The organism is Nonomuraea sp. NPDC050022 (assembly GCF_044460705.1).
In the GTDB taxonomy this organism is placed as follows: Bacteria; Actinomycetota; Actinomycetes; order Streptosporangiales; family Streptosporangiaceae; genus Nonomuraea.
Genome location: NZ_JBITKE010000001.1, coordinates 191,724 through 215,618, shown reverse-complemented (window position 1 = coordinate 215,618; position 23,895 = coordinate 191,724). Strand labels below are relative to the sequence as shown.

At 67.0% G+C, this 23,895-nt stretch carries 23 protein-coding genes and 5 pseudogenes; 11 read left to right on the top strand and 17 right to left on the bottom strand.

From position 1 onward, the window contains the following. Window positions 1-219: 219 nt before the first annotated feature. A complete protein-coding gene (locus ACIBO2_RS00970) occupies window positions 220-1,272 on the bottom strand; it encodes a transposase (protein WP_397294688.1) in 1,053 nt (350 codons plus the stop codon). A 104-nt stretch (window positions 1,273-1,376) separates the two neighbouring features. Between ACIBO2_RS00970 and ACIBO2_RS00965 the strand changes: the two are divergent. The 3 genes and pseudogenes from ACIBO2_RS00965 to ACIBO2_RS00955 all read left to right on the top strand — a co-directional run. After that, a pseudogene (locus ACIBO2_RS00965) lies at window positions 1,377-1,580 on the top strand (integrase core domain-containing protein); the annotation flags it as partial. Between the two features lie 515 nt (window positions 1,581-2,095). Continuing rightward, window positions 2,096-2,305, top strand: a pseudogene (locus tag ACIBO2_RS00960) (helix-turn-helix domain-containing protein); the annotation flags it as partial. Window positions 2,306-2,597: 292 nt separating this feature from the next. Then, the gene (locus ACIBO2_RS00955) at window positions 2,598-3,362 is read left to right on the top strand and encodes a hypothetical protein (RefSeq protein ID WP_397295729.1); all 765 of its coding nucleotides are present in this window, start codon (window positions 2,598-2,600) and stop codon (window positions 3,360-3,362) included. A 186-nt stretch (window positions 3,363-3,548) separates the two neighbouring features. Here ACIBO2_RS00955 and ACIBO2_RS00950 read toward each other — a convergent pair. Beyond that, window positions 3,549-3,629: pseudogene (locus ACIBO2_RS00950) on the bottom strand (acyl-CoA dehydrogenase family protein); the annotation flags it as partial. 131 nt (window positions 3,630-3,760) lie between these two features. Here ACIBO2_RS00950 and ACIBO2_RS00945 point away from each other — a divergent pair. The 3 genes and pseudogenes from ACIBO2_RS00945 to ACIBO2_RS00935 form a co-directional block, all read left to right on the top strand. Further along, on the top strand, window positions 3,761-4,135 hold the full coding sequence (locus ACIBO2_RS00945; protein WP_397294686.1) for a hypothetical protein: 375 nt from the start codon (window positions 3,761-3,763) through the stop codon (window positions 4,133-4,135). A 381-nt stretch (window positions 4,136-4,516) separates the two neighbouring features. Beyond that, window positions 4,517-5,497, top strand: a complete 981-nt coding sequence (locus tag ACIBO2_RS00940) for a DUF4238 domain-containing protein (protein WP_397294684.1) — start codon at window positions 4,517-4,519, stop codon at window positions 5,495-5,497. Window positions 5,498-6,024: 527 nt separating this feature from the next. Further along, window positions 6,025-6,250 (top strand): annotated as a pseudogene (locus tag ACIBO2_RS00935) (IS5/IS1182 family transposase); the annotation flags it as partial. Window positions 6,251-6,274: 24 nt separating this feature from the next. Here the strand turns inward: ACIBO2_RS00935 and ACIBO2_RS00930 are convergent. Next, on the bottom strand, window positions 6,275-6,709 hold the full coding sequence (locus tag ACIBO2_RS00930; protein WP_397294682.1) for a hypothetical protein: 435 nt from the start codon (window positions 6,707-6,709) through the stop codon (window positions 6,275-6,277). 11 nt (window positions 6,710-6,720) lie between these two features. After that, window positions 6,721-8,277, bottom strand: a complete 1,557-nt coding sequence (locus tag ACIBO2_RS00925) for a hypothetical protein (RefSeq protein WP_397294680.1) — start codon at window positions 8,275-8,277, stop codon at window positions 6,721-6,723. 657 nt (window positions 8,278-8,934) lie between these two features. Between ACIBO2_RS00925 and ACIBO2_RS00920 the strand changes: the two genes are divergently transcribed. Continuing rightward, window positions 8,935-10,060 (top strand): IS3 family transposase gene (locus tag ACIBO2_RS00920; protein WP_397295692.1). Its coding sequence is split into 2 segments (ribosomal slippage): window positions 8,935-9,155 and window positions 9,154-10,060, totalling 1,128 coding nucleotides; the frame shifts between segments, so codons are not numbered across the junction. A gap of 50 nt (window positions 10,061-10,110) precedes the next feature. Beyond that, window positions 10,111-10,377, top strand: coding sequence for a tyrosine-type recombinase/integrase (locus tag ACIBO2_RS00915; protein WP_397294678.1), 267 nt, complete (start codon window positions 10,111-10,113; stop codon window positions 10,375-10,377). A 215-nt stretch (window positions 10,378-10,592) separates the two neighbouring features. Here ACIBO2_RS00915 and ACIBO2_RS00910 read toward each other — a convergent pair whose 3' ends face one another. Further along, window positions 10,593-10,736 carry a hypothetical protein gene (locus ACIBO2_RS00910; protein ID WP_397294676.1) on the bottom strand — a complete coding sequence of 48 codons (144 nt, stop codon included), beginning with the start codon at window positions 10,734-10,736 and terminating at the stop codon, window positions 10,593-10,595. Between the two features lie 687 nt (window positions 10,737-11,423). Here ACIBO2_RS00910 and ACIBO2_RS00905 point away from each other — a divergent pair. After that, window positions 11,424-11,624, top strand: a pseudogene (locus ACIBO2_RS00905) (hypothetical protein); the annotation flags it as partial. Between the two features lie 74 nt (window positions 11,625-11,698). Here ACIBO2_RS00905 and ACIBO2_RS00900 read toward each other — a convergent pair. Then, window positions 11,699-12,862, bottom strand: coding sequence for an acyl-CoA dehydrogenase family protein (locus ACIBO2_RS00900; RefSeq protein WP_397294674.1), 1,164 nt, complete (start codon window positions 12,860-12,862; stop codon window positions 11,699-11,701). A 123-nt stretch (window positions 12,863-12,985) separates the two neighbouring features. Between ACIBO2_RS00900 and ACIBO2_RS00895 the strand changes: the two genes are divergently transcribed. Further along, window positions 12,986-14,299 carry a UDP-glucose/GDP-mannose dehydrogenase family protein gene (locus ACIBO2_RS00895; protein ID WP_358548464.1) on the top strand — a complete coding sequence of 438 codons (1,314 nt, stop codon included), beginning with the start codon at window positions 12,986-12,988 and terminating at the stop codon, window positions 14,297-14,299. A 90-nt stretch (window positions 14,300-14,389) separates the two neighbouring features. Here ACIBO2_RS00895 and purE read toward each other — a convergent pair whose 3' ends face one another. From purE to ACIBO2_RS00880, 3 genes are read right to left on the bottom strand one after another with little or no spacing between them, the layout of a single operon-like run. Further along, window positions 14,390-14,887 (bottom strand): 5-(carboxyamino)imidazole ribonucleotide mutase, encoded by a 498-nt coding sequence (gene purE / locus ACIBO2_RS00890; protein WP_357948859.1) that lies wholly within the window; start codon window positions 14,885-14,887, stop codon window positions 14,390-14,392. Window positions 14,888-14,915: 28 nt separating this feature from the next. Then, window positions 14,916-16,064 (bottom strand): 5-(carboxyamino)imidazole ribonucleotide synthase, encoded by a 1,149-nt coding sequence (locus ACIBO2_RS00885; RefSeq protein ID WP_358548466.1) that lies wholly within the window; start codon window positions 16,062-16,064, stop codon window positions 14,916-14,918. Between the two features lie 24 nt (window positions 16,065-16,088). Further along, window positions 16,089-16,943, bottom strand: a complete 855-nt coding sequence (locus tag ACIBO2_RS00880; protein ID WP_358548469.1) for a hypothetical protein — start codon at window positions 16,941-16,943, stop codon at window positions 16,089-16,091. A 250-nt stretch (window positions 16,944-17,193) separates the two neighbouring features. On the opposite strand from ACIBO2_RS00880, the gene ACIBO2_RS00875 reads away from it, so the two are divergent. Beyond that, the gene (locus ACIBO2_RS00875) at window positions 17,194-17,667 is read left to right on the top strand and encodes a GtrA family protein (protein WP_358548472.1); all 474 of its coding nucleotides are present in this window, start codon (window positions 17,194-17,196) and stop codon (window positions 17,665-17,667) included. Here ACIBO2_RS00875 and ACIBO2_RS00870 read toward each other — a convergent pair. From ACIBO2_RS00870 to ACIBO2_RS00835, 8 genes are all read right to left on the bottom strand, one after another. Continuing rightward, entirely contained in the window at window positions 17,651-18,928 is a 1,278-nt protein-coding gene (locus ACIBO2_RS00870) for an ATP-binding protein (RefSeq protein ID WP_358431747.1), read from the bottom strand. The two genes, ACIBO2_RS00875 and ACIBO2_RS00870, sit on opposite strands and share 17 nt — an antisense overlap. A gap of 3 nt (window positions 18,929-18,931) precedes the next feature. Continuing rightward, window positions 18,932-19,600 (bottom strand): response regulator transcription factor, encoded by a 669-nt coding sequence (locus tag ACIBO2_RS00865; RefSeq protein WP_043620820.1) that lies wholly within the window; start codon window positions 19,598-19,600, stop codon window positions 18,932-18,934. Window positions 19,601-19,917: 317 nt separating this feature from the next. Then, a complete protein-coding gene (gene bfr / locus ACIBO2_RS00860) occupies window positions 19,918-20,403 on the bottom strand; it encodes a bacterioferritin (RefSeq protein ID WP_358431745.1) in 486 nt (161 codons plus the stop codon). Between the two features lie 16 nt (window positions 20,404-20,419). Next, window positions 20,420-20,596: a (2Fe-2S)-binding protein gene (locus ACIBO2_RS00855; protein WP_357651140.1), complete on the bottom strand. Its 177-nt coding sequence runs from the start codon at window positions 20,594-20,596 to the stop codon at window positions 20,420-20,422. Between the two features lie 98 nt (window positions 20,597-20,694). Beyond that, a complete protein-coding gene (locus tag ACIBO2_RS00850; RefSeq protein ID WP_397294671.1) occupies window positions 20,695-21,315 on the bottom strand; it encodes an MBL fold metallo-hydrolase in 621 nt (206 codons plus the stop codon). Beyond that, the gene (locus ACIBO2_RS00845; RefSeq protein WP_397294669.1) at window positions 21,316-22,401 is read right to left on the bottom strand and encodes an S-(hydroxymethyl)mycothiol dehydrogenase; all 1,086 of its coding nucleotides are present in this window, start codon (window positions 22,399-22,401) and stop codon (window positions 21,316-21,318) included. It lies immediately after the preceding gene. Window positions 22,402-22,416: 15 nt separating this feature from the next. Further along, a complete protein-coding gene (locus ACIBO2_RS00840; protein WP_358548850.1) occupies window positions 22,417-23,337 on the bottom strand; it encodes an adenylate/guanylate cyclase domain-containing protein in 921 nt (306 codons plus the stop codon). A 41-nt stretch (window positions 23,338-23,378) separates the two neighbouring features. Beyond that, window positions 23,379-23,891: a PH domain-containing protein gene (locus ACIBO2_RS00835; protein ID WP_358548480.1), complete on the bottom strand. Its 513-nt coding sequence runs from the start codon at window positions 23,889-23,891 to the stop codon at window positions 23,379-23,381. Between the last annotated feature and the right edge of the window lie 4 nt (window positions 23,892-23,895).

Genomic DNA, 23,895 nt, shown 5'->3' with positions numbered 1-23,895 from the left:
GCCGTGATGATTCGGCACCCCTTGAACAGATATTATAGTCGGTACAATTTAGGTAGATAGGGGTCAAGAACGTGCCTCGAGCTAGCAGTGATCGGCTTGGGTGCGCGATTCTGCGCGGGCCTCGCAGGCTGCGACCGACCGAAGAGCCGCAGCGCAGACCGTGGGGGCCCTGCGCCCGTGCCGCCAACGGCGGTGCGGGCTTGATGCAAGGCCGCGTAGTTAATGGGGGTGCTGTCGTGTCAAGGCAGCGTGTAGGTGCCGCGGCCGACCTTGCGGATGATGCCTTGACGTGCCCATTGGCTCATCTGAAACGCCGAAGCTGTGCAGATCAGGAGCGTCGATCAGCTGCCCGACTTCTCGTGAGTGCCAAGAGCGGTCCGGTTCGGCGTTGAACAGGGCGAGGACCCGTTCTTTGCGTCCGGTGCGCCGGGGTGTGGCGGTTTTCGCGGTGCGGGGTGCGGGTCGGGTGGTGTCGGCCAGATGGCGGTCCAGGGCCCATGCCCTGGGTGAGGTTGGGGTCGAGGGCGGTGGCGTGGTGCGGCCTTGGTGGATGATGAACTGCAGTCCGGTGATGGCGACGCTGCCGGGTGGCCGGTCGTCGCTGCGGTGGGTGTGATACCGGGAGATCGGGGATTTGGCCTTGCGGATGCCCAGCCGCCGGCGGCGTGGGGGCAGCAGGCTGGCCATGACCGCCCGGCCGATGGTTCCCAGGACGTCGATGTCAGCGGTGCCGGGCAGAATGGCGTGAGCGGTGATGACCTGCTCGCGGGCAATGTCCAGGGCGGTGGTGAAGCACGCCCGGTCGGGGTCGGTACCCGGGCTGGTCTCTACCGCGTCGGTCATGGCGCGGCGCAGCACCTGGTAGAGGGTGAGGGCGGCCCACATCTCCTGTTCGACGCCGGTTGGGTCGCCCGAGCGCAGGACGGTGCCGGTGAGCAGGGTGTGCCGCAGGGCCAGGTAGGCCGATTCGATCTCCCAGCGCTCGTGGTAGAGCCGGATCAACTGTTCGGCGGGGTCGGTGCGGTGGTCGGTCAGGGTGGTGACCAGCCGATAGCGGCCCTGCACGCGGCGGCCGTCTGCCAACGTCACGATCACTTCGGCGTCGATGATGCGAACCTGGAGACCGGCCAGCACCGACAGGAACGACCCGTCAGGCAGCGGGGCCAGCACCGGCGGCCGCCGGCCGGTCCGGATACGCACCAGCAGAGCAGCACCCGTGGCGGCGACCTGCTGCAGAAACGCATCAGCGTCGAACGCCCGGTCGGCCAGCACTAGCAGCGCTCCTATGGGGTGCCGCTGGAGGTGCTGACCGACAACGGTAAGCAGTTCACCGGCCGGTTCGGCGGGCCGAAGGCGGGCGAGGTGCTGTTCGACGGATCTGCCGGGAGAACGGCATCAAGCTGCGTCACACCCCGCCGCGTACTCCGACCACCACCGGGAAGATCGAACGGTTCCATCAGAGCGTGCGCCGGGAACTGCTGGCCGAGGCGCTGCCGTTCGCCTCGATCGAGGCCGCTCAAAGTGAGGTGGACGCGTTCGCCGAGCATGACAACACTGCCCGTCCGCACCAGGCGCTGGACATGGCCTTTCCCGCCGACCGCTTCTTGGTCGAGCGCGGCGATGGCCAGTGCCGGGCCGAGCGGGGTCTGCCGCTGCGCCTGCCGGCCAGCCTGTCCATGGTGACCGCTCCCGCTCCTGAAGCCGTTCCTGCGGCCCTTCCTGCTCCGACGCCCGCCCGATCCCCCGGTCCCTGCCGCCGATCAGCCCGGACGGCCCGAGCCCATCCTGAGGACCACGATCGATCCACTGTCGCGCCAGGCAATCGAGGTCGATCGGATCGTGCCCGCCTCGGGCAATCTGTCGATCGGGGGCCAGCAGCTGTGGCTCGGCCCCGACCGGGCGGGCATGCCGATCACCTTGTGGATCAGCACTCAACGGCTGCGCGTGTTCACCACCAGCGGCGGTCGGCTCAAGAGCGTGGCCTCCCGGCTGACCGTCAAGGACCTGGCCGCGCTACTCGCCTCGAGCCGAGCCCGCCCGCCCGGCACCGACCGAGCCCATCTCCGGTCCTCCGATCGCGGCGAGCGTCGTCGAGGTGGATCGGCAGGTCAACTCGATCGGCACCATCAGCCTGGCCGGCCGCGCCCTTGTGCATCGGCGCCCACCTGGCCGGCAGCGGGCGCTGGGACGGCGTATCGCCCAGGAGCGTAAGCGGCGCGGCCTGTCGCAGGCCGAGTTGGCTCGTTTGGTGGATCGGTCGGTGGCGTGGATCTCGCAAGTGGAGCGGGGCGTGCGCAAGGTCGATCGCATGTCGGTGCTGGAGAAGGCCGCCGAGACGCTCGATGTGCCGCTCTCGGAGCTGGCCGCCGAAGCGCCCGTGGTCGCCGCCACCAATGAGGAGGTACTGGGAACGGCCGGGGGGCGGCTGGTGTTGTCCGGCGCCCACTCTTTGCAGGCCACGTTGCACGCCACGCCCGTGCCGGCCACCGATCAGCTCAAGCCGCAGGTAGATCACGCGTGGGAGCTGACGCATCAGAGCCGCTATATCGAACTGACCGAGTTGCTGCGCGGTCTGGTGCCCACCTTGGGAGGGCGCGGTGCGATCCGCGCCTGCCGAACGCCAGGCCGAGTTGTTCGAACTGCTGGCGGTGACCTATCAGGCATGCTCGGCATCGCTGGCCAAGCTGGGCGAGCCGGATGCGGCGTGGATCGCGGCGGATCGGGCCATCGGCGCGGCCGAGCGGGCGGGCAGCCCGTTGCTGATGGCGGCGGGGGCGTTCCCGCTGGGGTTCGTGTTCCTGGGGGCGCGTCACTTCGACCAGGTGGAGGAGACGGCGCGCACGGCTGCTGAGGCGCTGTGGTTCCCGACCGATCAGGGCAGCGTGGAGGCGATGTCGCTGTGGGGCGGGCTGACCTTGCAGCGGGCGGTGGCGGCCTCGCGGATCAATCAGGCCGATATGACCTACGAGCACCTGTCACGAGCCCGCGAGATGGCGGCGCGGGTTGGCGAAGGGCGCAACGACTACAACACCGAGTTCGGACCGGCCAACGTCGCGCTGCATGAGGTGGCCGTGGCAGTGGAAGTGGGCGACGCCGGTCACGCGCTGCGCGTCGGGGCCGCAGTGGATACCTCGACGCTGTCGGCAGAGCGGCGGGCGCGCCTGGCCATAGACCTGGCACGGGCGCATGCGCAGCGTCGTCAGGTTGATGAGGCGGTGACGCAACTCCTCGAAGCTGAGAGCATCACGCCTGAACAGGTACGTAACCATCGGATCGTCCGCCAGCTCACCTCCGACCTGTTGTCGATGCAAGATCAGGCTTCAACTGAACTGCGTGAATTGGCTGAGCGGGTGGGGGCGTAATCGTCTAACGAATCGGCGAAGCGGGTTTTTGGCTGGGGGTTTGGGGGGCCGCGCCCCCCAATGTCACAGCCCGAGCCCCAGGCGCGAAGCGCCCCCGACGAGGACCACGCCTGTAAAGCCGGGGGCTTGGGGGGTCGCACCCCCCAATGTCACGGCCTGAGCCCCGCGAAGACGATGCTTGTAGGGCTATTTGAGGAGCTGCCTGGCCATCACCATGCGCTGGATCTGGTTGGTGCCCTCGTAGATTTGGGTGATCTCCGATCCCCTCCATGCCCACCTGCGAAAATCTGTCGATCGGGAGCCTGACCAGGGGTTACTGTTGCGGCTGGCTCTCATCGTTTCTCGCTGTTCTCGGCCATCCCACGGAACAGCGACGGAACAGAGCAGGAGGTGGCCTGATGGCGATCCCGAGGAAGGGCTCGCGGCTCATCATCGTCGACGGCACGGTACTCCGCTGGCGCGTCCGTCGTAAGCCTACCTACTGCCAAGGAAACAGCTGGGGCCCGATGACCTTCGCGGTGGAACTCGCCGACGCGTCGGGTCGCGCTCTTCTGGTGTCGCTTCCCTGTTCACGGCCGGACGCATGGCTGGGAGAGCGGACGATCGCCATACGGCCGGCCCTGGTGGCGGCGGCCATACGTATGGCGCTCGGTCAAGGCTGGGATCTACGGCAAGCAGGCAACGCCTTCGAGCTTGCACTCACTGATGAGGACCTGACCGAGTCGATGAGCGGCCAGCCGCCTGCGTACGGCGTCCCCTTCACGCGGAGATAGCTTCCTCGGCGACCAGCACGACCGTCTGCCTTTCAGGCGGGACAACCGCCCTGTTCGAATGATGGAGACCGTGATCAGGCGCATGTGGATGGCGGCGCGCATGCGTCGGTGTGTGGGGACGTTGCTGTCAGCGCTGCTGTCACCTCAGCCATGGTCACCCGATCGCCCCAGCCCGTACGACGGGTACCGAAATCCGCGATCGTCACGGCCTTAGCCACGGTGGTGCCCATCTGATCCATAGGGAAGGGTAGGCGCATCGTCGGCCGCTCTTCGTCCTGCTCGGCTGGTAGATACGGGCCGGTTGGGTGTGATCGCGTGAGGCGGGGTTGCTGTACGTGCGGCTATATCGGGTGCTTGCTGTGGTCCGTACAGGCAGACTTGGTGAACGTGCACACCGCTCCCTCCTCGTCGCAGGCAGGATCCGCGTCTGGCCCCACTGGGGATGGCGCGGCCCTCAGTCATATCAGGGATCAGCATGTCGTCTCACAGGTGCTGTTGAAGCGCTTCACGGTCCCGGGTGTAAGGGGCAGCGGAAGGCGACTCACGAAGTTCAACCTCGAGCGGCCGGAGGGCACGCACAAGCTCAAGCCTCCGAAGGCATGTGCCTATGACGAGGACTTCGTCCCGGTGGATTCGGTTTCCATCGAAAACCTTTGGGCGCGTACCGAACAACGTGCACCACAAGTCTTTAGGGCCATCGACAGGGGCAATCCGTTCGCCGAGGCGGCAAATGCGTCAATTCTTCGAGACTTGATCAGCGTTCACTTCGTTCGATCGTTTCGCTACAAGAAGATCCACCAAGAATCGTTCCATCGCGTCTATCAGAATTTGCGCGACAACATGCTCGGGCGACGCAAGGAACTGGTGCGCGCAGAAGCACTACGCCAGACTGGCTTGCATCTGCCGGATGTGGCACTGCCGGCCTTCCTGGATCCAATCTTGGAAGAGTCTCTTCCCGCGAAAGGCTTCGCGGGCGGACAGCTCTTCAGGCAGAACATCGAGGAAATGTTCAACAAGGTCCGAGACCTGATCGCTACATGGCAGCCCGAACTACTCACCGCCAGGACAGGACAATTCATCATCGGAGACAACCCGGCAATCCCCGTCAGGTTCGACCCGAACAATCCCAACGCTCCTGCCTACAACATGGCAATAAGAGATGCGCACAGCGTTGTCCTGCCGCTCGGCCCTCGACACCTGATGGCTCTCGGCCCTCAGCAGCTGACAGCCGAAGTGGAGAAACCTGTTGTCGAACGGCTCAACCAGCTGCAGGTCCTCGCCGCCTATCGGCACGTGTTCTTCAAACCAGACCAGGACACAGAGAGATTCGTCAGGATGGCCTGCCAACTCAGATCATCGTGAACGTCCCTCGTGTGCCAGGTGCGCCAGCAGGCCGTTGCATGCCGCTTCCTCACATCGCGCCGTTTTCGCCCTGCCCCACGCCTATGGCGTGTAGAGCCCCCGTTTGTATGGCGACGCCACGACCTGATCGACCTGGTGCTTCGTGTGCGTTGCCTGCTGGGATGGTCCGCCGTGGTCCATGAGTGTTCGGCGGCGTTCGCCGCCGTTGTCACGCAGGCCTGCGCTTCCACCTGCCGTTTCTCAACACCTCGCTACGCCTGTGAACTCCCCATTGCCTTCTGATCGACGGTCTGACGACCACCTGTTTACAAGGGACTGCGAGATTGTCCACGTGCATCCACGGCTGTCACGAGTGCCTGCTCAGGGGCTCTCTCAGCTTGATCGGCTTCCAAGGACGTACACGGGTGTCCAGGGACGGTGTTTGCAACGCTGTTAGCAAGATCTGATGGAACCTGCGAAGACGACCGTGTACCTCGGCTTCACTGAGCCGGTCACTCAGCGCGCTGCACTGCAGGCACGAGTCAATCTTCGGCGCCTCCTGGCAGACCGCGCACCGCGGCTTCACCGAGTGGAGCGCTGCGGAGTGTGGGCCAAGCTGCATCGGATCCTGCTGGATGAGCTCGGCGCCCGCGGCGAGGTGGACTGGTCACGGTGCGCGATTGACTCCGTCAGCGTGCGGGCGGCCGAAGGGGGAGTTCGCCGGCAAGAAAGGGGTCGAAGATCCACCTCATCACCGATCGGAACAGTCTGCCGCGTATGCCCGCCCGGGCGCCGGCCTCAGCGCCGTGCGGGTGGGACGTCCTGAATCGGCACCTGGGAGCCGGTCGCGACGTCGACCACCGGCCGTCCGCCGAGCGGCGTGCGCAGTTCGACCCGCACCTCCCTGCGGAACCCGATGTCCAGAGCCACTTCCCGGCCACTCCAGTAGAGCCAGGGCCGGCAATCGTCGCGCATCTCGATCCCGATGGCGACGTCCCTGGCGGATTCCCGGACCGCGGTGTCCGTCACCTGTTCGCAGAACGTGCCGTCGTCTTGTGGCGGGCCGACGATCACTTGTGCGGTCAGCGTCCGGCCGTCGGCTGACACCCGCAGAGCGTCGACGGGCCTGTGTCCCGACGTGTTCACTCGGACGTTCAGGACCAGCACAGCGCCCACGACGACGAGGGCCAGCGCGAGCACAACGGCGGGTTTTCTGGACCAGGTGACGGACATGGGTATATTTCCTAGTTGCGCTTCATGATGCGATCACCGAATGCGAGACCGACATCATGGATATCCGTGAAGTATGCCTCACAGTTTTCAGTCATGTCCGTGCCGTCCTCGTTCTTCAGCGAGCCGTGGTGAATGCCCTTGGCCACGACGTAGCCGTCGCTCGAACGAATCGTGTAGACAGGTGCCCCGGAGTCTCCGCGTTTGGTGCACCGGTTCGCTCGCGTGCCGCGCTGGACCCACCGCGTGGTCTTAGTCCCGTTCTTGATTTTCCAGCCGATCCCGGCCACCTTCCAGTTGCAGGTCTGGCCGCTGTTGACGCCGCCGACGCAGTAAAGGTCGCCGTCTTGGGCTCTGCGAGACCAGCGTCCTGCCACTGAGCGCTTGTCCGATGACCCGGCCGGGCCCACGAAGATGGATGCGGTGGAACGGTAGTCGACGTGGAGGCGAGCCACATCGCCATAGTAGGTGGACTGGCCGGGCAGCTTGACCGTGCCGACTCGAGTGTCCCAGTTGCTGTCTTCTTCCGGGTACACGCTGAGCGCGCCCAGGATGTTCCCGTCCACCCGGCGCGCGACGCGTCCGCCGTTCATCGGCATGCAGTGACCTCCGACCAGCAGCAGCATGTCCGCGGCCTTGCCCCAAGCCCATCCTGTGGTGCACTCACCGCCGGGCGAGCCGAAGTACCTGCTGCCGCCGTTGATGTAGCCGTCGGTGTCGTTATCCCGGCTGTCACCGGCCATCGCCGAAACCGCCCTGGGGCCGCTTCTCGTCAGTACGTCCGCAGCCGGCTGCCGTGCACTCGGCTGAAGCCAGATGGCGACCGCGTTGAGCCCGTACCTCGCCGCCAAGGCTTGCCGGAGCTCCGGGGTGACAGAGGGGGCCTGGAGGACCACCAGATTTCGTTCGGGCCAGATGAAGGCGCTGACGAGAAGGTCCGCACTGGGCATCTGTTCGGTGGTCAAACCAAGGACCTCGTCCACGATCTCGGTCAACCTGGCGGCGCTATTGGCGACGTCGGGGGTAGTTGGTGAGAAGGTGAATGGCTCGCTCAGGTTCGCAGGCCCGTCCCCGTCGTCTTCACCCACTTCGCCGACGTATTCTCCCGCGACGCTCCAGTCCGTCGCGCCGTTCGCGAGGTAGGCGGTGCCGCTCAGCGGCGCTCTGCCGATGTCACGCCCATCCGCAGTGGCCGCGGGAACGGTGACCTGCCCGCTCACCATGTCCAAGCTGGGCGCCCCGAGCGCGGCGGGGTTGGCGTCCACGCGGTCCTGGGCCACGCTCAGAGCATGCGCCTGCGCCTCGGCCATCTGTAAGGTGTTCGACTTCCAGTTGGCGGGTGCCGTGAAGACCTCCACACCGCCGGATCCGGCTGGCTGGACTGTGACCGGGCCCTCAAGCGGAGAGAAAGTCGCCGAGAGCATGGGCACGTCCAGCCCGTCGGGGTTCTCGGAAGAAGGGTAAACGCGATAGTTCGCGCTATTGTTCTCGTTCGGCGACATGAGAACCATGCCGTAGTTGGCGGCGTCCCCAGCCCACTGACGGGCCATCGCGGTGACGTCCCAGGTCATTGTCCGTGACTCTTGGTCCACACCGCTCGGCCCAACCCCTCTGCGGCCGTTCCGTGAGCTGGATTGCCAGAGCCGTTCCTGCGGCACTACGACCGCGCGACGGGCTGAGACGCGGCTAACGGCGGGCAGTTCACTGGGCGGTGCGGACCTTCGTGTGCTCTACGATCCCGGCGGCGATCACTATGGCCTGCGTGCACCGCACGCTGAAGTAGGAGTCGTAGCCCACCGCAGAACCGCACACCCTCTCCTGATCACCTCGTACGCCGTCGACTCACCGCGTAGCGGCAGCGGGCCGGGGACGGAGTGTCAAGCTTGGCTTCGCGTGTACGTTCGCCGGTCGCCGTTTCTCGATCATGTGTTGCTCTGCGGTCAAAGCCGGGCTTGATACGGAGGAGCCGGTCTGCTGGGCTTGCCTGAGTCGATGGTGTGCGAGGTGATCAGCCCCCAGCCACCCGTCAACGTCCAGGGCCGTGTTGCGATCACCTCGGTGCCGGAGTGCTCCCGCCGGAGGCATGCTTTGACCTCATCGGCTCGGTCTGAGGTGCCCTAGATCTCCCGGACAGCTCCCCAGCTAGGGTTGGGGTGACCGGAAGGAAGTTGCAGCTGGCACGGCGTAAGGGCCCTTACTCCCAAGCGTTCAAGGACGAGGCCGTCCGCATGGTGCTGGACGGGGATCGTCCGGTGTCGCATGTCGCCCGGGAGTTGGACATCCACGACACCACCCTGCATAACTGGGTGAATGCGTGGCGGCGGGAGCACGGAGGCGACGTCCCGGCTGTTTCCGCGAGAAAGGCCGGGGAGAAAACCGAGCGGGAGCTCGAGCTGGAGCGGGAGAATCGCAAGCTTCGCGAGGAAGTCGCTTTCCTGAAAAAAGCGCTGCCTTCTTCGCGGCCGAGAATCGGTGACGGCCAAGTACGAGCTGATCGACGCGGAGAAGGCCAACTACACGATTATTGACATGTGCCGGTGGCTGCACGTGTCGCGGTCGGGCTTCTATGAATGGCGGAGCCGTCCGATGTCGGCGACCGCGGAACGGCGTGAACGGTTGAAGGCGAGAATCGGCGTCGTTTTCGAGGATAATCATGAGACGTATGGCTATCGGCGTGTCCATGCGGAGCTGCTGCGCCAGGGTGAGGAGGTGAGCGTGGAGACGGTCCGGCTGTTGATGCGCGAGCTGGGTCTGGTCGCCTGCCAGCCGGCACCATGGCGGCCGGTCACCACCGACGCCGACGAACATCATCGGATCCCGGACCTGGTGGAGCGGGACTTCACCGCTGAGGCGCCGGGGACCAAGTTCGTCGGGGACATTACCTACATCCCGACGTGGGAGGGATTTCTCTACCTGGCGACGGTCATCGACTGCTGTACCAAGAAGGTGGTCGGATGGGCGATGGCCGATCATTTCAAGACGCCGCTGATCGAAGCGGCGATGGACGTGGCAGCCGTCAATATCCCTATCGCGGAACACGCCATTTTCCATTCAGATCGCGGTTCGAACTACACCTCGGAGGCGTTCGCCAGGAAACTCGCGAAGATGGGGATGCGGCAATCCGTTGGCCGGACGGGCGTGTGCTGGGACAACGCGATGGCCGAGTCATTCTTCTCCGCGCTGAAAAATGAATGGCTGAGCAGGTTCACGTTCACCACCCGCGACAAAGCGCGCCGTCAGGTTGTCCGCTACATCGAAGGGTTCTATAATCGTAAGCGCCTGCACTCAGGACTCGGCTATCGGACTCCACAAGAAGTCGAGGACCAGTACCTGACACTGCGGTACGCAGCGTAGGCCAGACCGCCAGACGCTGTCCGGAATCTTTGGGGCCCCTCACTGCCAGCGTGATCCCGGCACCGGACAAGGACACGCGCCAGCGAAGCCGCTACACCACCTCTCGCAAGGAGGGGCTGCACCAACTTCGGCACTACTACGCGAGCGTCATGCTGGCTGGCGGCGTCTCGGTCAAGGAACTCGCTGAATACCTCGGCCACGCCGACCCAGGCTTCACCCTCCGCGTGTACGCCCATATGATGCCGGGCTCCCACCAGCGGGCCCGCAAAGCTATCGACGACCGCCTTGCGGAAAGGGCAGCAGATTGTCGCTCATAGCCTTTGTCGTTGGGGTCGCACTGGACCACTAGGAGGCATTCATGAGCTGATTGCCCAGCCAGCTACGGTGAGCGCCGAAGTGAGCGACCGGCACAGCCTTGCCCACTTCGGCGCAAAGATCCGAGCGTCAAAGCCGTGTTTAGCTTCGCACCTCTTGTAATTCGTCACGTGCCCGATCGATCAGGCCCAAATCGGGCATGCGACGATGCTGTGTGTCAGGTGATCGCGGACTGACCGCTATTTGAGCGCATGATGGACACCGCGACAATGGCCGTGATGATCTGAGTCACGTCCGACGCCGTCGCCCCAGCCAGCGTCAACACGAACGCGAGCAGGGCGAGGATCGAGACGTTCCACACAGGGCTAGCGGGGGCGGGTAGTGTAGCCATTAGCGGCCTCCGATTTTCGGGGAGCTTGCAAGCCGTCCGCCCCAGGGGTGGTCACATGTCCAGTGCGGCCCCCTGGGCGGGCGGGACACTCACGACCTTAGGGCACGCCGATCCCGCTCGGGAGACCTCGCACGGCGCGCAAAGATCGCGTAGTTTACATGTACTTAGCGATTTCGTACAGTCATTTAGCGCTCGCTGGAGCGCCCAGCCGCACAGCTCAGAAGCCGGATAATCCTTATCTTGACGAGGTCGGATAAGCGCGCGATCATCGCAAAACTCGGCGAGATCCAGGTCTCCGCACTGTAGCCAAAAGGTGAGCCTCAGAGCGTTCAATCCGGGCGGTCCTGGGTCTGCGACGCATGGCCCAATATGGCGCTCTCCGCGATCGCCCCCGCACCGCTTCCACGCTTGAGGGCTTATCTGGGCCTGGGCTCTCGCCTTGTGCCTACAGCCCTAAGCGCTGGTGGTTGGGCTTCGTACGTTCCTGCCCGCGCTCGTTGTGTAGCGGAGCAGCAGCTTCATCAAGGCCAGAACTACAGCGAAACCGTATCCAAGCCCGCCCTCATGGCCGCAGGCGTGATCCCGATACCGAACAAGAAGGCTTGCCAGCGCAACTACTACGCCACCTCTCGCTAGGAGGGGCTACATCAGCTTCGGCACTACCACGCGAGCGTCATGCTGGCCGGCGGTGTCTCAGTCAAGGAACTCGCCGAGTACCTCGGGCACGCCGATCCCGACTTCACCCTCCGTGTGTACGCCCACATGATGCCCGGCTCGCACGATCGGGCCCGCAGAACGATCGATGACCGTCTGTTCCGTCCGCGCAGCGTCTCTCACGGAACCGGCACGGAACAGTGATCGTTAAGCTCACGACCACGAGACAGCGAACCCCGCCCTCGCCGATCGGCAGGCGGGGTTTCCGCATGTCAGAGCTACTTGAGGAGCTGCCGGGCCATGACCATGCGCTGGATCTGGTTGGTGCCCTCGTAGATTTGGGTGATCTTGGCGTCGCGCATCATCCGTTCCACCGGGTAGTCGCGCGTGTACCCGTACCCGCCCAGCAACTGCACCGCATCAGTGGTGATCTCCATTGCCGCGTCCGACGCCGCGCACTTCGCGGCGCTCGACAGGAACGTGAGGTCCTTCTGGGGCTGGCCGTGCATGGCCAGTTCGGACTTGGCCGCCGCGTGGTACGTCAGCTGCCGAGCCGCCTCCAGTTTCATCGCCATGTCCGCGACCATGAACTGCAGTCCCTGGAAGTCCGCGATCGGCCGGCCGAACTGCTTGCGTTCCTTGACGTACCCGATGGCATAGTCCAGTGCCCCCTGCGCGATTCCCAGGGCTTGGGCGGCGATGGTGATGCGGGTGTGGTCGAGGGTCGCCAGGGCGGTCTTGAAGCCGGTGCCGGGGTCGCCGATCATGCGGGAGGCGGGGATGCGGACGTTCTCCAGGATGACCTGGCGGGTGGGCGAGCCCTTGATCCCCAGCTTCTTCTCCTTTGGCCCGAAGGAGACGCCTTCGTCGGATTTTTCCACGATAAATGCGGAAATGCCGCGAGGGCCGGCCGTCGGGTCCGTGACCGCCATCAGCGTGTAGTACTCCGAGACGCCCGCGTTCGTGATCCACATTTTTGTGCCGTTGACCACATAGTGGTCGCCGTCCAGCACCGCCCGGGTGCGCATGGCCGCGGCGTCCGAGCCGGCCTCCCCCTCCGAGAGCGCGTACGAGAACATCGCGTCCCCACGGGCCACCGGCGCCAGGTAACGGGCCTTGAGGTCGGCCGAGGCCGACAGCAGCAGGGGCACCGTGCCGAGTTTGTTCACCGCCGGGATGAGCGAGGACGACGCGCAGGCGCGGGCCACCTCCTCGATCACGATCACCGTGGCCAGCGCGTCCGCCCCGGCGCCCCCGTATTCTTCCGGGACGTGAACGGCGTGCAGGTCAGCCGCCACGAGCGCCTTGTAGACGTCCCAGGGGAACTCCTCGGTCTCGTCCGTCTCCGCGGCGCGCGGGGCGATCTTCTCGTCGGCGAGGGCTCGAATCGTCTCCCGGAGCATGTCGTGCTCTTCGGCGGGCGCGTACAAAGGGAAGTCCATGGCGAAATACTAGGACGTCCGACCATCTTGCTACTAGGCGGTACAGTTTGCGGAAATGCCCAGGTGGCACAGAACGAGGTAGCGCGGGCCGGTAACATGCCTGGCACTCGAAAGGAGCTCCTCGTGCCATATCGCCTCACGGTGATCGGGACCGGATACCTGGGCATCACGCATGCGTCCTGCATGGCGGATCTCGGATTCGACGTCCTGGGCCTTGATATAGACGCCGACAAGGTTCGCCGGCTCAACAGCGGTGAGCTCCCGATCCACGAACCGGGGCTCGAACCCGTTCTCCGACGTGGACTCGACTCCGGCCGCCTGCGCTTCACCACCTCCTACGAGGAGGCGGCGGCGTTCGGTGACGTGCACTTCGTCTGTGTGGGCACACCGCAGAAGCGCGGCGAGTACGCCGCCGACGTCTCCTACATGGACAGCGCCATCGAGTCGCTGGCCCCGCACCTCGACCGTGAGTGCCTGGTGGTGGGCAAGTCGACGGTGCCGGTGGGCACCGCGGAGCGGCTAGCCGACAAGCTGGCCCGGCTCGCCCCGGCCGGGTCCGAGGTCGAGCTCGCCTGGAACCCCGAGTTCCTGCGTGAGGGCTATGCCGTGGAGGACACGCTCAAACCCGACCGCATCGTGATCGGTGTGCGTTCCGAGCGGGCGGAGAAGGTGCTGCGCGACGTCTACCAACCGCTCGGGGAGATCCCGATGGTGGTCACCGACTTCGCGACGTCCGAGCTGGTCAAGACGGCCGCCAACGCGTTCCTCGCCACCAAGATCTCCTTCATCAACGCGATGGCCGAGGTCTGCGAGGCCGCCCACGCCGACGTCACGCAGCTGTCCGAGGCGCTGTCGTACGACGACCGCATCGGTGGCCGATTCCTCAACGCCGGGCTCGGGTTCGGCGGCGGCTGCCTGCCCAAGGACATCCGCGCGTTCATGGCGCGGGCGGGCGAGCTGGGGGCGGACCAGGCGCTGACGTTCCTGCGCGAGGTCGACGCGATCAACATGCGCCGCCGCGCCCGCATGGTCGACCTGGCGCGCGAGTTGGCGGGCGGTTCCTTCCACGGATGTACGGTCGGCGTGCTCGGCGCCGCCTTCAAGCCGAACTCCGACGACATCCGCGACTCCCCCGCGCTCGACGTGGCCGTCACGATCGGCCAGCAGGGCGGCCAGGTGACCGTGTACGACCCGATCGCCCTGGACAACGCCCGAAAGGCACACCCTGAGCTGCACTACGGCGAATCGGCTCTGGAGGCCGTCCAAGGGGCACATGTGGTGCTCCTGCTCACGGAGTGGCCGGAATTCGTCGACCTGGACCCGGAGGAGCTCGGCCAGGTGGTCGCGACCCGCCGCATCGTCGACGGCCGCAACGCCCTGAACACCGAAACCTGGCGCTCTGCCGGCTGGCACTATCGCGCCCTGGGCCGCCCCTAAAGCACCGCAAAGCACCGCAAAGCACCGCAAAGCACCAGGACCATGCTCGCCGGCCGAAAGGCAGCCGCCCAACGGCCGGCCAGCGAGATGCTAGCCGCCCAGGCGAGCCGCTTCGGCGCGCAGGCGTTCGCCCTTGGCGTGGGCCTGTTCCTTCAGCTCGCCCTGGAACTCCTCCATGCGTTCCCGCAGCTCAGGGTCCGACACCCCCAAGATGCGTACGGCCAGCAGCCCCGCGTTACGCGCCCCACCCACGGCCACAGTGGCGACCGGCACCCCGGCCGGCATCTGCACGATCGACAGCAGCGAGTCCATCCCGTCCAGGTACTTCAGCGGCACCGGCACCCCGATCACCGGCAGCGGCGTCACCGAGGCCAGCATCCCCGGCAGGTGGGCCGCGCCCCCCGCGCCGGCGATGATCACCTTGACACCCCGCGCCGCGGCCTGACGGCCGTACTCGATCATCTCGGTCGGCATCCGGTGCGCGGAGACCACGTCGGCCTCGAACGGTACGCCGAACTCCGCCACCGCCTCAGCCGCGGCCTTCATCACCGGCCAGTCGGAGTCACTGCCCATCACAATGCCGATCATCACGCCGCCCTCCTTGCCCACAGAGATCTCACGTGTACTCCCCAGTGGTCAGGTAGACGGCGGCGTGCCTGGCACGAGCGCGTACGGTCTCAAGGTCATCGCCGACAGCGGTCACATGGCCGATCTTGCGGCCGGGCCGGACCTCTTTGCCGTAGAAGTGCAGTTTGATGCCGGGATCGTGAGCCATCACGTGCTCGTACCGCTTGAACAGGTCGGGGTCGTCGCCGCCGAGCAGGTTGGCCATGACGACGACGGGCGCGCTCATCGACGGCGAGCCGAGCGGCAGGTCGAGCACGGCCCGCAGGTGCTGCTCGAACTGCGAAGTGCGGGAGCCGTCGATCGTCCAGTGGCCGCTGTTGTGCGGCCGCATGGCCAGCTCGTTGACCTGCAGCCCGTCGGCCGTCTGGAACATCTCCACGGCCAGCAGCCCGGTCACGCCCAGCTCGTGCGCGATCTGCAGCGCGATCCGCTGGGCCTCCGCGGCCTCCTCCGGGTCGAGGCCGGGGGCGGGCGCGAGCACCTCGACGCAGATACCGTCCTGCTGCACGGTCTCCACGACCGGGTAGCTGACGCCCTGTCCGTGGGGCGAGCGGGCGACGAGTACGGCCAGCTCCCGCTCGAACGGCACGAACGCCTCGGCAATCATCGGCACACCACTGCTCAGGGCCTCCGCGACCTCGGCGGGAGTCCGGCAGACCCACACCCCGCGCCCGTCGTAGCCGCCCCTGATCGCCTTCAGCACGACCGGCCATCCGTGCTCGGCGGCGAAGGCGGAGACATCTTCGACGCTCGACACGCGGGCCCAGGCCGGGCAGGGCGCGCCGAACGAGGTCAGCCGCTCGCGCATCACGGCCTTGTCCTGGGCGTGCACCAGCGCGTCGGCCCCGGGCCGCACCGCGTGGCCCTCGGCGGCCAGCGCCCTGATGTGCTCGGTCGGCACGTGCTCGTGGTCGAACGTGATCGCGTGACAGCCCGTGGCGAACTCGCGCAGGTCGGCCAGCTCGCGGTAGTCGCCGAGCCGCGTATCGACGACGACCCTGGCGGCGCTCTCGTCAGAGGTGTTGGCCAGCACCCGCAATTCGACGCCCAGCGCGATGGCGGACTGCTGCGTCATCCTGGCCAGCTGGCCGGCGCCGACCATGCCGACGACCGGCCCGATTGGACTGTTTGCACTCACGCCAGCTGAGCTTACCCAACCTGCTCAGGCGGGGCCGCGCCGCACACCGACCGTGGTCAGGCCCTCCGCCGCCTTGATGACGCCGGCCAGGACGATGATCTCGGCGTCCTTCTTCAGCGGGTGGGCCAGGGCTGACGAGCCCGCCTTCGGGCGCTGCCGGTAGACGACGCGCAGCGCGTCGAAGGCGAGCATGGTGTCGGCCGACAGGGGGAGCGCCATCGTGGGCTGTTCGGGCAGCTCGACGTCGATGTCGAGCCGGTCCGGCCGTACCCGCCCGGGAAGCGCGGCCAGCTCGTCTCGCAGGCCGCGTACGGGATCCCCTGCCGGGAAGCGCACGCCCGCCACCCCGGCCGGGTCGGTGAGGTAGGTGAGGTGACGCTGCGCGACCACGCGGGCCTGGCTGATCAGCCCCGCGTCGGGGGTGATGGTGGTCGGCGTCTCCGGAGCCGCCCCGCGCGCGGGGATGGGTCCCGCGCCGAGCCGCCAGCGTCCGCCCTCACGCAGGAACACGAAGTACGCCGGCGACGGCTTGCTCGCCAGGGCGGCGAACCAGTCACCCTCGCCGGGCAGGAAGAAGCTGGGCTCGCTGTAGAGAGCCGGGCGGCCGTTCCGGGTGCCCTCACAGGCACGACCGCCCAGCGTCCTCTCCACCCATGTGGTCAGCTCGGCGACGGCGGCGCAGTCCCGCCGCTTCCATGCCTGGTCGAGCTGGCCGAGCAGCTGGAACGCCTGTTCGGCCGTCGCCGTGTCGACGCTGTGGGCGGCCGCCGGAGCGGAGGTCGGATCCTCGGGGGGCGCCACCGTGGCGACGCCTGTGGTGCCGCAACCGGCCGCCATGACGGTCAGGCCGACGAGCAGGACGAGCAGTCGAAGCGGCACAGGTGAACCCCGAGGGTCGTGGCCGTCTGCGACGGCGGTCCGTCTGAGCCCATCGCCGGTACGTACCGGCGATCTGCCACCGCAGCGTAACGCTACAGATTCGTAATTGTCGGGCATAAGGCGATATTTGTAAGCGTGTTGATAGGGGTGGGATGTCATCCGCCGTGGCCCACCACCAGCCTGACGGCCGGTACGCTGAAGTGGTCATGACCTGATTTGCGCCACGACCGGGAAGGGCCGAGTAGCAGACGTGAACTTCGCCAAGGGGCTCTACCAGCGGTTCTCGTCTCTCCTGCATGAGCTGACGAAGTTCGGGACCATCGGTGCCATCGCGTTCGTGGTCGACACCGGCCTGTACAACGTGTTCCTGGCGTTCGGCATGGGTCCGCTGACCTCCAAGGTGGCGGCCACGGTCATCTCGGCGACGTTCGCCTACCTGGGCAACCGCTTCTGGACCTTCCGGCATCGCGAGCAGAGCGGCCTGGGCCGCGAATACTTCCTGTTCTTCCTGCTCAACGGCATCGCGCTGCTGTTCGGGCTGCTGACCATCGGGTTCACCAAGTACACCCTGCACCTGCACGACCTGCTCAGCCTCAACATCGCCAACTTCGTCGGCGTCGGCCTCGGCACGCTGTTCCGCTACTGGTCGTACAAGAAGTGGGTGTTCCTGGAGGCCACCGAGCCCATCCCCACGGAGTTGCCCGGGGTCAAGCAGGACCGCTGACCACGCGGGTCCTGTCGTTCTCCTCTGCGTGGCGCAGGAAGATGGCGAACGTCGCCGGCCGGCGCCGTACGAGCTCCAGACGACCGCCGTCGGCGGCGGCCAGCGCGCGGGCCAGGGTAAGCCCCAGGCCGGTGCCCCCGGCCCCGCTGACGTTGCGCTCGAAGACCTTGGGGGCGATGTCGTCGGCGATGCCGGGGCCCTCGTCGGAGACCTCGGTCACCACGTAGTTGTCGCCACTGGTCGTGGTGACGGTGACGGTGCCGCCGCCGTGGCGCAGGGAGTTCTCCAGCAGTGAGGCGATGACCTGGCCGAACCCGCCGGTGGTGGCCAGTGCCCTGAGCCCGCGTGAGCCTTCGAGCAGCAGCGAGCGGCCCTCGCCGCGGAAGACCGGCTCCCACTCGGTGACCTGCTGGACCAGGACCTCGTCGATGCCGACGGGCTTGGCCTGGGCGTGCCGCTGGCGGCGGGCGGCGGCCAGCAGCTCGTCGATCACGGCGGTGAGCCGCTCGGCCTGCACGATGGCCGCCTCCCCCTCCTCACGGACCACCTCCGGCTCCTCGCAGGCGGCGACGATCTCCTCCAGGCGCATGGTGAGGCCGGTCAATGGGGTGCGGAGCTGGTGGGAGGCGTCGGTGGCGAACTCGCGTTCTCTGGTGAGCAGGTCGGAGATGCGGGTGGCGCTGCGGTCGAGCACCTGGGCCACCCGGTCGAGCTCGGGTATGCCGTAGCGATGTTTGCTGGGCCGGGCGTCCCCGGACCCGAGCCGGTCGGCGATCTTCGCCAGGTCCTGCAAGGGCAGCGTCAAACGGCGTGACTGCACGATGGCCAGGCCCACCGCCACCGCCAGAGCCGCGACGGCCAGGGCCACGATCAGGAGCAGGCGTGCTCGAACATCCTGCTCCACCTGGTCCCGGTCGCGGCTCACCCGGACATAGATCCCGTTCTCGGACTGGGCGTCCGCGGTCATCTCGTGGCCGGGCGGCGGTGGGGTGCCGACGATGGTCGCCTTGGGCTGGGTGGCGCGCTCGTAGATCTGGATGTAGCGGTCGGGGTACTTCTGTTTGAGTTGCTGAGGATCGAGAGGTGTGTCCTGGATGCGGGCGTACTCGACCTCCCCCACCAGGCGCGTCGCCTCCGCCCTGAGCTCCTGGGCCGCCTCGTCGACGATCAGACGGCTGACCACGATGCCCAGGGGGACCCCCAGCAGCAGGACCGCGATGACCGCGACGAGCAGGGTGGATGTGAGCAGGCGTCGGCGCATCTCCTACTCGCGTTCGAAGCGGAAGCCGACTCCTCGGACGGTGGTGATGTAGCGAGGCTTGGCCGCGTCGTCGCCCAGCTTGCGACGCAGCCAGGAAATGTGCATGTCCAGGGTCTTGGTGGAGCCCCACCAGTTGGTGTCCCACACCTCCCGCATGATCTGCTCACGGGTGACGACCTTGCCCGCGTCGCGGACGAGCACGCGCAGCAGGTCGAATTCCTTGGTCGTAAGATGCAGCTCCTTCTCTCCCATCCAGGCTCGGCGGGAGTCGGCGTCGATGCGGACGCCCTGCACCACCGGCGTCTCCGAGGTGCCCCGGCGCAGCAGCGCGCGCACTCTGGCGAGCAGCTCGGCGAGCCGGAACGGCTTGGTGACGTAGTCGTCGGCGCCGGCGTCGAGGCCGACGACGGTGTCGACCTCGTCGACGCGGGCGGTGAGTATCAGGACCGGGGTGCCGTGCCCTTCGGCGCGGATCCGGCGCGCGACCTCCAGCCCGTCCATCTCTGGCAGGCCGAGGTCAAGAACGATGAGGTCGATGCCACCCGACAGGGCCCTTTCCAGGGCCTGCGGGCCGTCGGGGCTCACCTCAACCTGATAGCCCTCGCGGCGCAGCGCACGCGCGAGCGGCTCGGAAATCGAGGTGTCATCCTCGGCGAGAAGTACGCAGGTCATAAAGCGATCGTAGGACCTTAGGCGATCGTTTCCCGGTCACAGCGCGCGGTTTGACTCGTCGTTGACCTATCCATTGACCTGGGCAAACACAGATAAATGTCAGTTAGTCCCGCTTAAATTACCGCACTCGTCGGAGACAAAGGCGATTCCCGATCTTGCAGAATCGCAAAACCTTCTGTGCCGCCCGGCGTGTCGCGAAAACGCGCGCGCCCGCCGGGAGTACCGGCGGGCGCGTGGGACGGGCTCGATGGAGACTCAAGCGATGGAGACTCCAGCGATGGAGACTCAAAGCGATGGAGACTCAAAGCGATGGAGACTCAGTCGTCGCTGGAGGGCGGCTCGGCGTAGCGGGCGAGGTAGAGCTGCTCGCCCAGCGCCCTGATCAGAGACAGCTCGGTCTCCAGGTAGTCGATGTGGAGCTCCTCGTCCGCGAGGATGTCCTCGAAGATCCGCGCGGAGGTCGCGTCGCCCTTCTCCCGCATGAGCTGGATGCCCGGCCGCAGCCGGGCCACGACCGACAGCTCCACCTCCAGGTCGGCCCGCAGCTGCTCCTCGACCGTCTGGCCGATGTGCAGCGTGCCGAGACGCTGGTAGTTGGGCAGTCCCTCAAGGAAAAGGATGCGATCGGTGAGACGCTCGGCGTGGCGCATCTCATCGATGGATTCGGCTCGGGTGTGCTCGGCGAGCTTGGTGTAGCCCCAGTTCTCCTGCATTTTGGCGTGCAGGAAGTACTGGTTGATCGCGGTCAATTCCGCAGTGAGCTGCTCGTTGAGCAGCTCGATGATCTGGATGTCGCCCTGCATGAACGGGCTCCTCGTGCTATGCGGTTGCGAGTTCCTCAGACCGCTTCAGGATCGCACATATCTTCCTGACACAAGTCGCACAGTCGCCCCCGGCGCCCGTGGTGTCGCGGATCTGCTTGGCACTCCTCGCGCCCGCGGCAATGCAGTCGTGGACCTCGTTCTCGGTCACGGCACGACAGACACAGACGTACATGCGGGGAAAAGCCTCTCACGACGAAGGGACACCAGAGGTTAGGCACACCTAAGGTAACCCACTTCGGTAAGGCTTGCCTATGTTAGGTACGACACAGATCAGTGACCCCGGGCGATCCACTCCTCCAGGTGCGGCGCCTCGGCCCCGATCGACGTCGAGTCACCGTGGCCGGTGTGCACGACCGTCTCGCCGGGCAGCCCCAGCAGCCGCCGGGCGATCGAGTCGACGATGGTGTCGAACGACGAGTAGGACCGGCCGGTCGCCCCGGGCCCGCCCTTGAACAGCGTGTCGCCGCTGAACAGGACGCCGAGGTCGGGGGCGTACAGGCAGACCGCGCCCGGCGCGTGGCCGGGGGTGTGGAGCACCTCCAGCGCGATCCCGCCGACCTCGACCTTCTCGCCGTCGGCCAGGGGCTCGTACGGCACCTCCTGGCCGTACACCTGGTCCCAGAGGACCTGGTCGGCGGGGTGCAGCCGGATCGGCGCCCCGGTCAGCTCGGCGAGCTCCTTCGCGGCGTTGATGTGGTCGTTGTGCGCGTGCGTGCAGAGGACGGCCTTGACCGTACGCTCGCCGACGCGGTCGGCGATGGCGCGCGCGTCGTGCGCCGCGTCGATGACGACCACCTCGCGGGCGTCGCCGACCAGCCAGACGTTGTTGTCGACGTCCCACGTGCCGCCGTCGAGCGAGAACGTCCCCGAGGTGATGACCCTGTCGATCATCTAGAGGACCACCACCGAGCGCAGCACCTCGCCGCGATGCATCTTGGCGAAGGCCTCCTCGACCTCGTCCAGCGCGATGGTCTCCGACACGAACTTGTCGAGCGGGAGCCGCCCCTGCAGGAACAGGTCGATCAGCATGGGGAAGTCGCGCGAGGGCAGGCAGTCGCCGTACCACGAGGACTTGAGCGAGCCGCCGCGCCCGAACACATCCAGCAGCGGCAACTCCAGCGCCATCTCGGGCGTCGGCACGCCGACGAGCACGACGGTGCCGGCCAGGTCGCGGGCGTAGAACGCCTGCTTGTACGTCTCGGGGCGGCCGACGGCCTCGATGACCACGTCGGCGCCGAAGCCGCCGGTGAGGTCGCGAATCGCCTCAACCGGGTCGTTCGCCCGCGAGTTGACCGTGTCGGTGGCGCCGAAGCCGCGCGCCCATTCGAGCTTGCTGTCGTCCACGTCGACCGCGATGATCTTCGCGGCGCCGGCGAGCGACGCGCCCAGGACCGCGGCGTCGCCCACGCCGCCGCAGCCGATGACGGCGACCGTGTCGCCCCTGGAGACGTTGCCCGTGTTGAGCGCGGCCCCGAGCCCGGCCATGACGCCGCAGCCGAGCAGCCCGGCCACCTCGGCGGGCGCGTCGGCGGAGACCTTGGTGCACTGCCCCGCGGCGACCAGCGTCTTGCCCAGGAACGCGCCGATGCCCAGCGCGGGCGAGAGCTCGGTGCCGTCGGCCAGTGCCATCTTCTGGGCGGCGTTGTGGGTGTTGAAGCAGTACCACGGGCGCCCGCGCAGGCAGGCCCGGCACTGGCCGCACACGGCCCGCCAGTTGAGGATCACGAAGTCGCCGGGCGCGACCCCGGTGACACCCTCGCCCACCGCCTCGACCACGCCCGCGGCCTCGTGCCCGAGCAGGAACGGGAAGTCGTCGTTGATGCCGCCCTCCCGGTAGTGCAGGTCGGTATGGCAGACCCCACAGGCCTTGACGGTCACCACCGCCTCCCCTGGTCCGGGGTCGGGCACCAGCACCGTCTCGACCGATACTTCCTGGCCCTTACCTCGGGCGATGACTCCCTGCACTTCGTACGGCATGGCAGCCATCTTGTGTCAAGGGGATGATCTCCGCAAGGCGTAGGGCTGCACCATCCCGATCCCCCGCGCCGGCCTGCGCCGGATCCTGCGGAGCTCGAAGCCCGTGTCGCCGTCGAGACCCTCGGCCAATTCGGCGTCCACGACGATGGTGCCCGGCCGGGCGATGGCGGTGAGCCGGGCGGCAAGATTTACCGTCGTGCCGAAGACGTCGCCCATCATGGGCAGGACCGGCCCGTAGGCCAGGCCGATGCGCAAGTCGCCCGGCTCCACCAGATCGAGCGCGATCGCCGCCGCGTCGGCCGGGGTGTGGGCGGTGAACAGGACCTCGTCGCCGAGCGTCTTGACCAGCCGGCCGCCGTGCGCGGCCACCACGTCGGAGGCCCGCGCCTCGAACCCCTCGACCAGCGCGGCCAGCTCCCGCTCGTCGAGTTCGCGGGAGCGCCGGGTGAAGGAGACGAGGTCGGCGAAGCCCACGGCGATCGACACGCGGGCGGGGATGTTCTCCTCATCGAGGTCGGCGACAGATAGCAGCCGGGTGCCCGCGGCGGCCAGCTGCGCCCGCCAGACGTGGATCAGCACCTGCTCGAAGTCGGGCAGGAGCTGCCGGGCCGTGTCGAGCACCCGGCCGAGGTCGTCGTCGGAGGGCCGCTCGCCGGGCGGCAGCATCGCGCCAATCATGATCTCGGCCTGCCACTGGGCCAGCCTGGCGGTGGTCTGGCCGAGCGCGCGGGCCATCCGGATGACGGTCGGCTCGTCGAGCAGGCCGTTGGCGAGCATCCCGCTCACCCGCCGCAGCGCGTCGACGTCACCGTCGGAGAAGGCCACCGCGTCGTCGGCGAGGGAGGCGAAGCCCAGCGCCCGCCAGATGCGCTCGGCCAGCGCCGGTGACACGCCGGCCTCGGCCGACACCTCCGCCTTGGTGTGACGGGCGGGCATGCCGACCAGCAGCCGGTCGATCTCCTCAGCGGTGGGCCTGTTCAATGGCCGTCGATATCTCCGTCGGAGGCGTCCTCCAGGAGGCGGAACAGGTCGGTCCTGACGTCCTGGATGTGGGGGATGTCGCGCAGCGCGATCTGCCCCCGATCGCCCGCCGACTCGACGGTGAGCGTGCCGCAGCCCAGGATGCGCTCGAAGAAGGTCTGGTCGGAGCTGACCGTGTTGACCTTGGCCATCGGGATCTCGTCCGTCGACTTGTTGAGCACGCCCATGCTGATCGTGAAGCGGTGGGTGGTGAGCACGTAGCCGGTGTTCTTCCACTGCAGGTACGGCACGAACGACCAGACCGTCAGCAGCAGCACGGCGACGACGCCGACGGCGATCCTGGCGTAGTTGGCGTACTCGAAGCTGCCGGGAATGAGGAAGATCGCCACGCCCGAGGCGGCGACGATCAGCACGAGCGCGATGAAGGGCACCACGAGCCGCTTCCAGTGCGGGTGGAACGACCTGATGCGTCGCTCACCCTGCGTCAAGTGGTGGTCGGGGAGGGTCATGGGC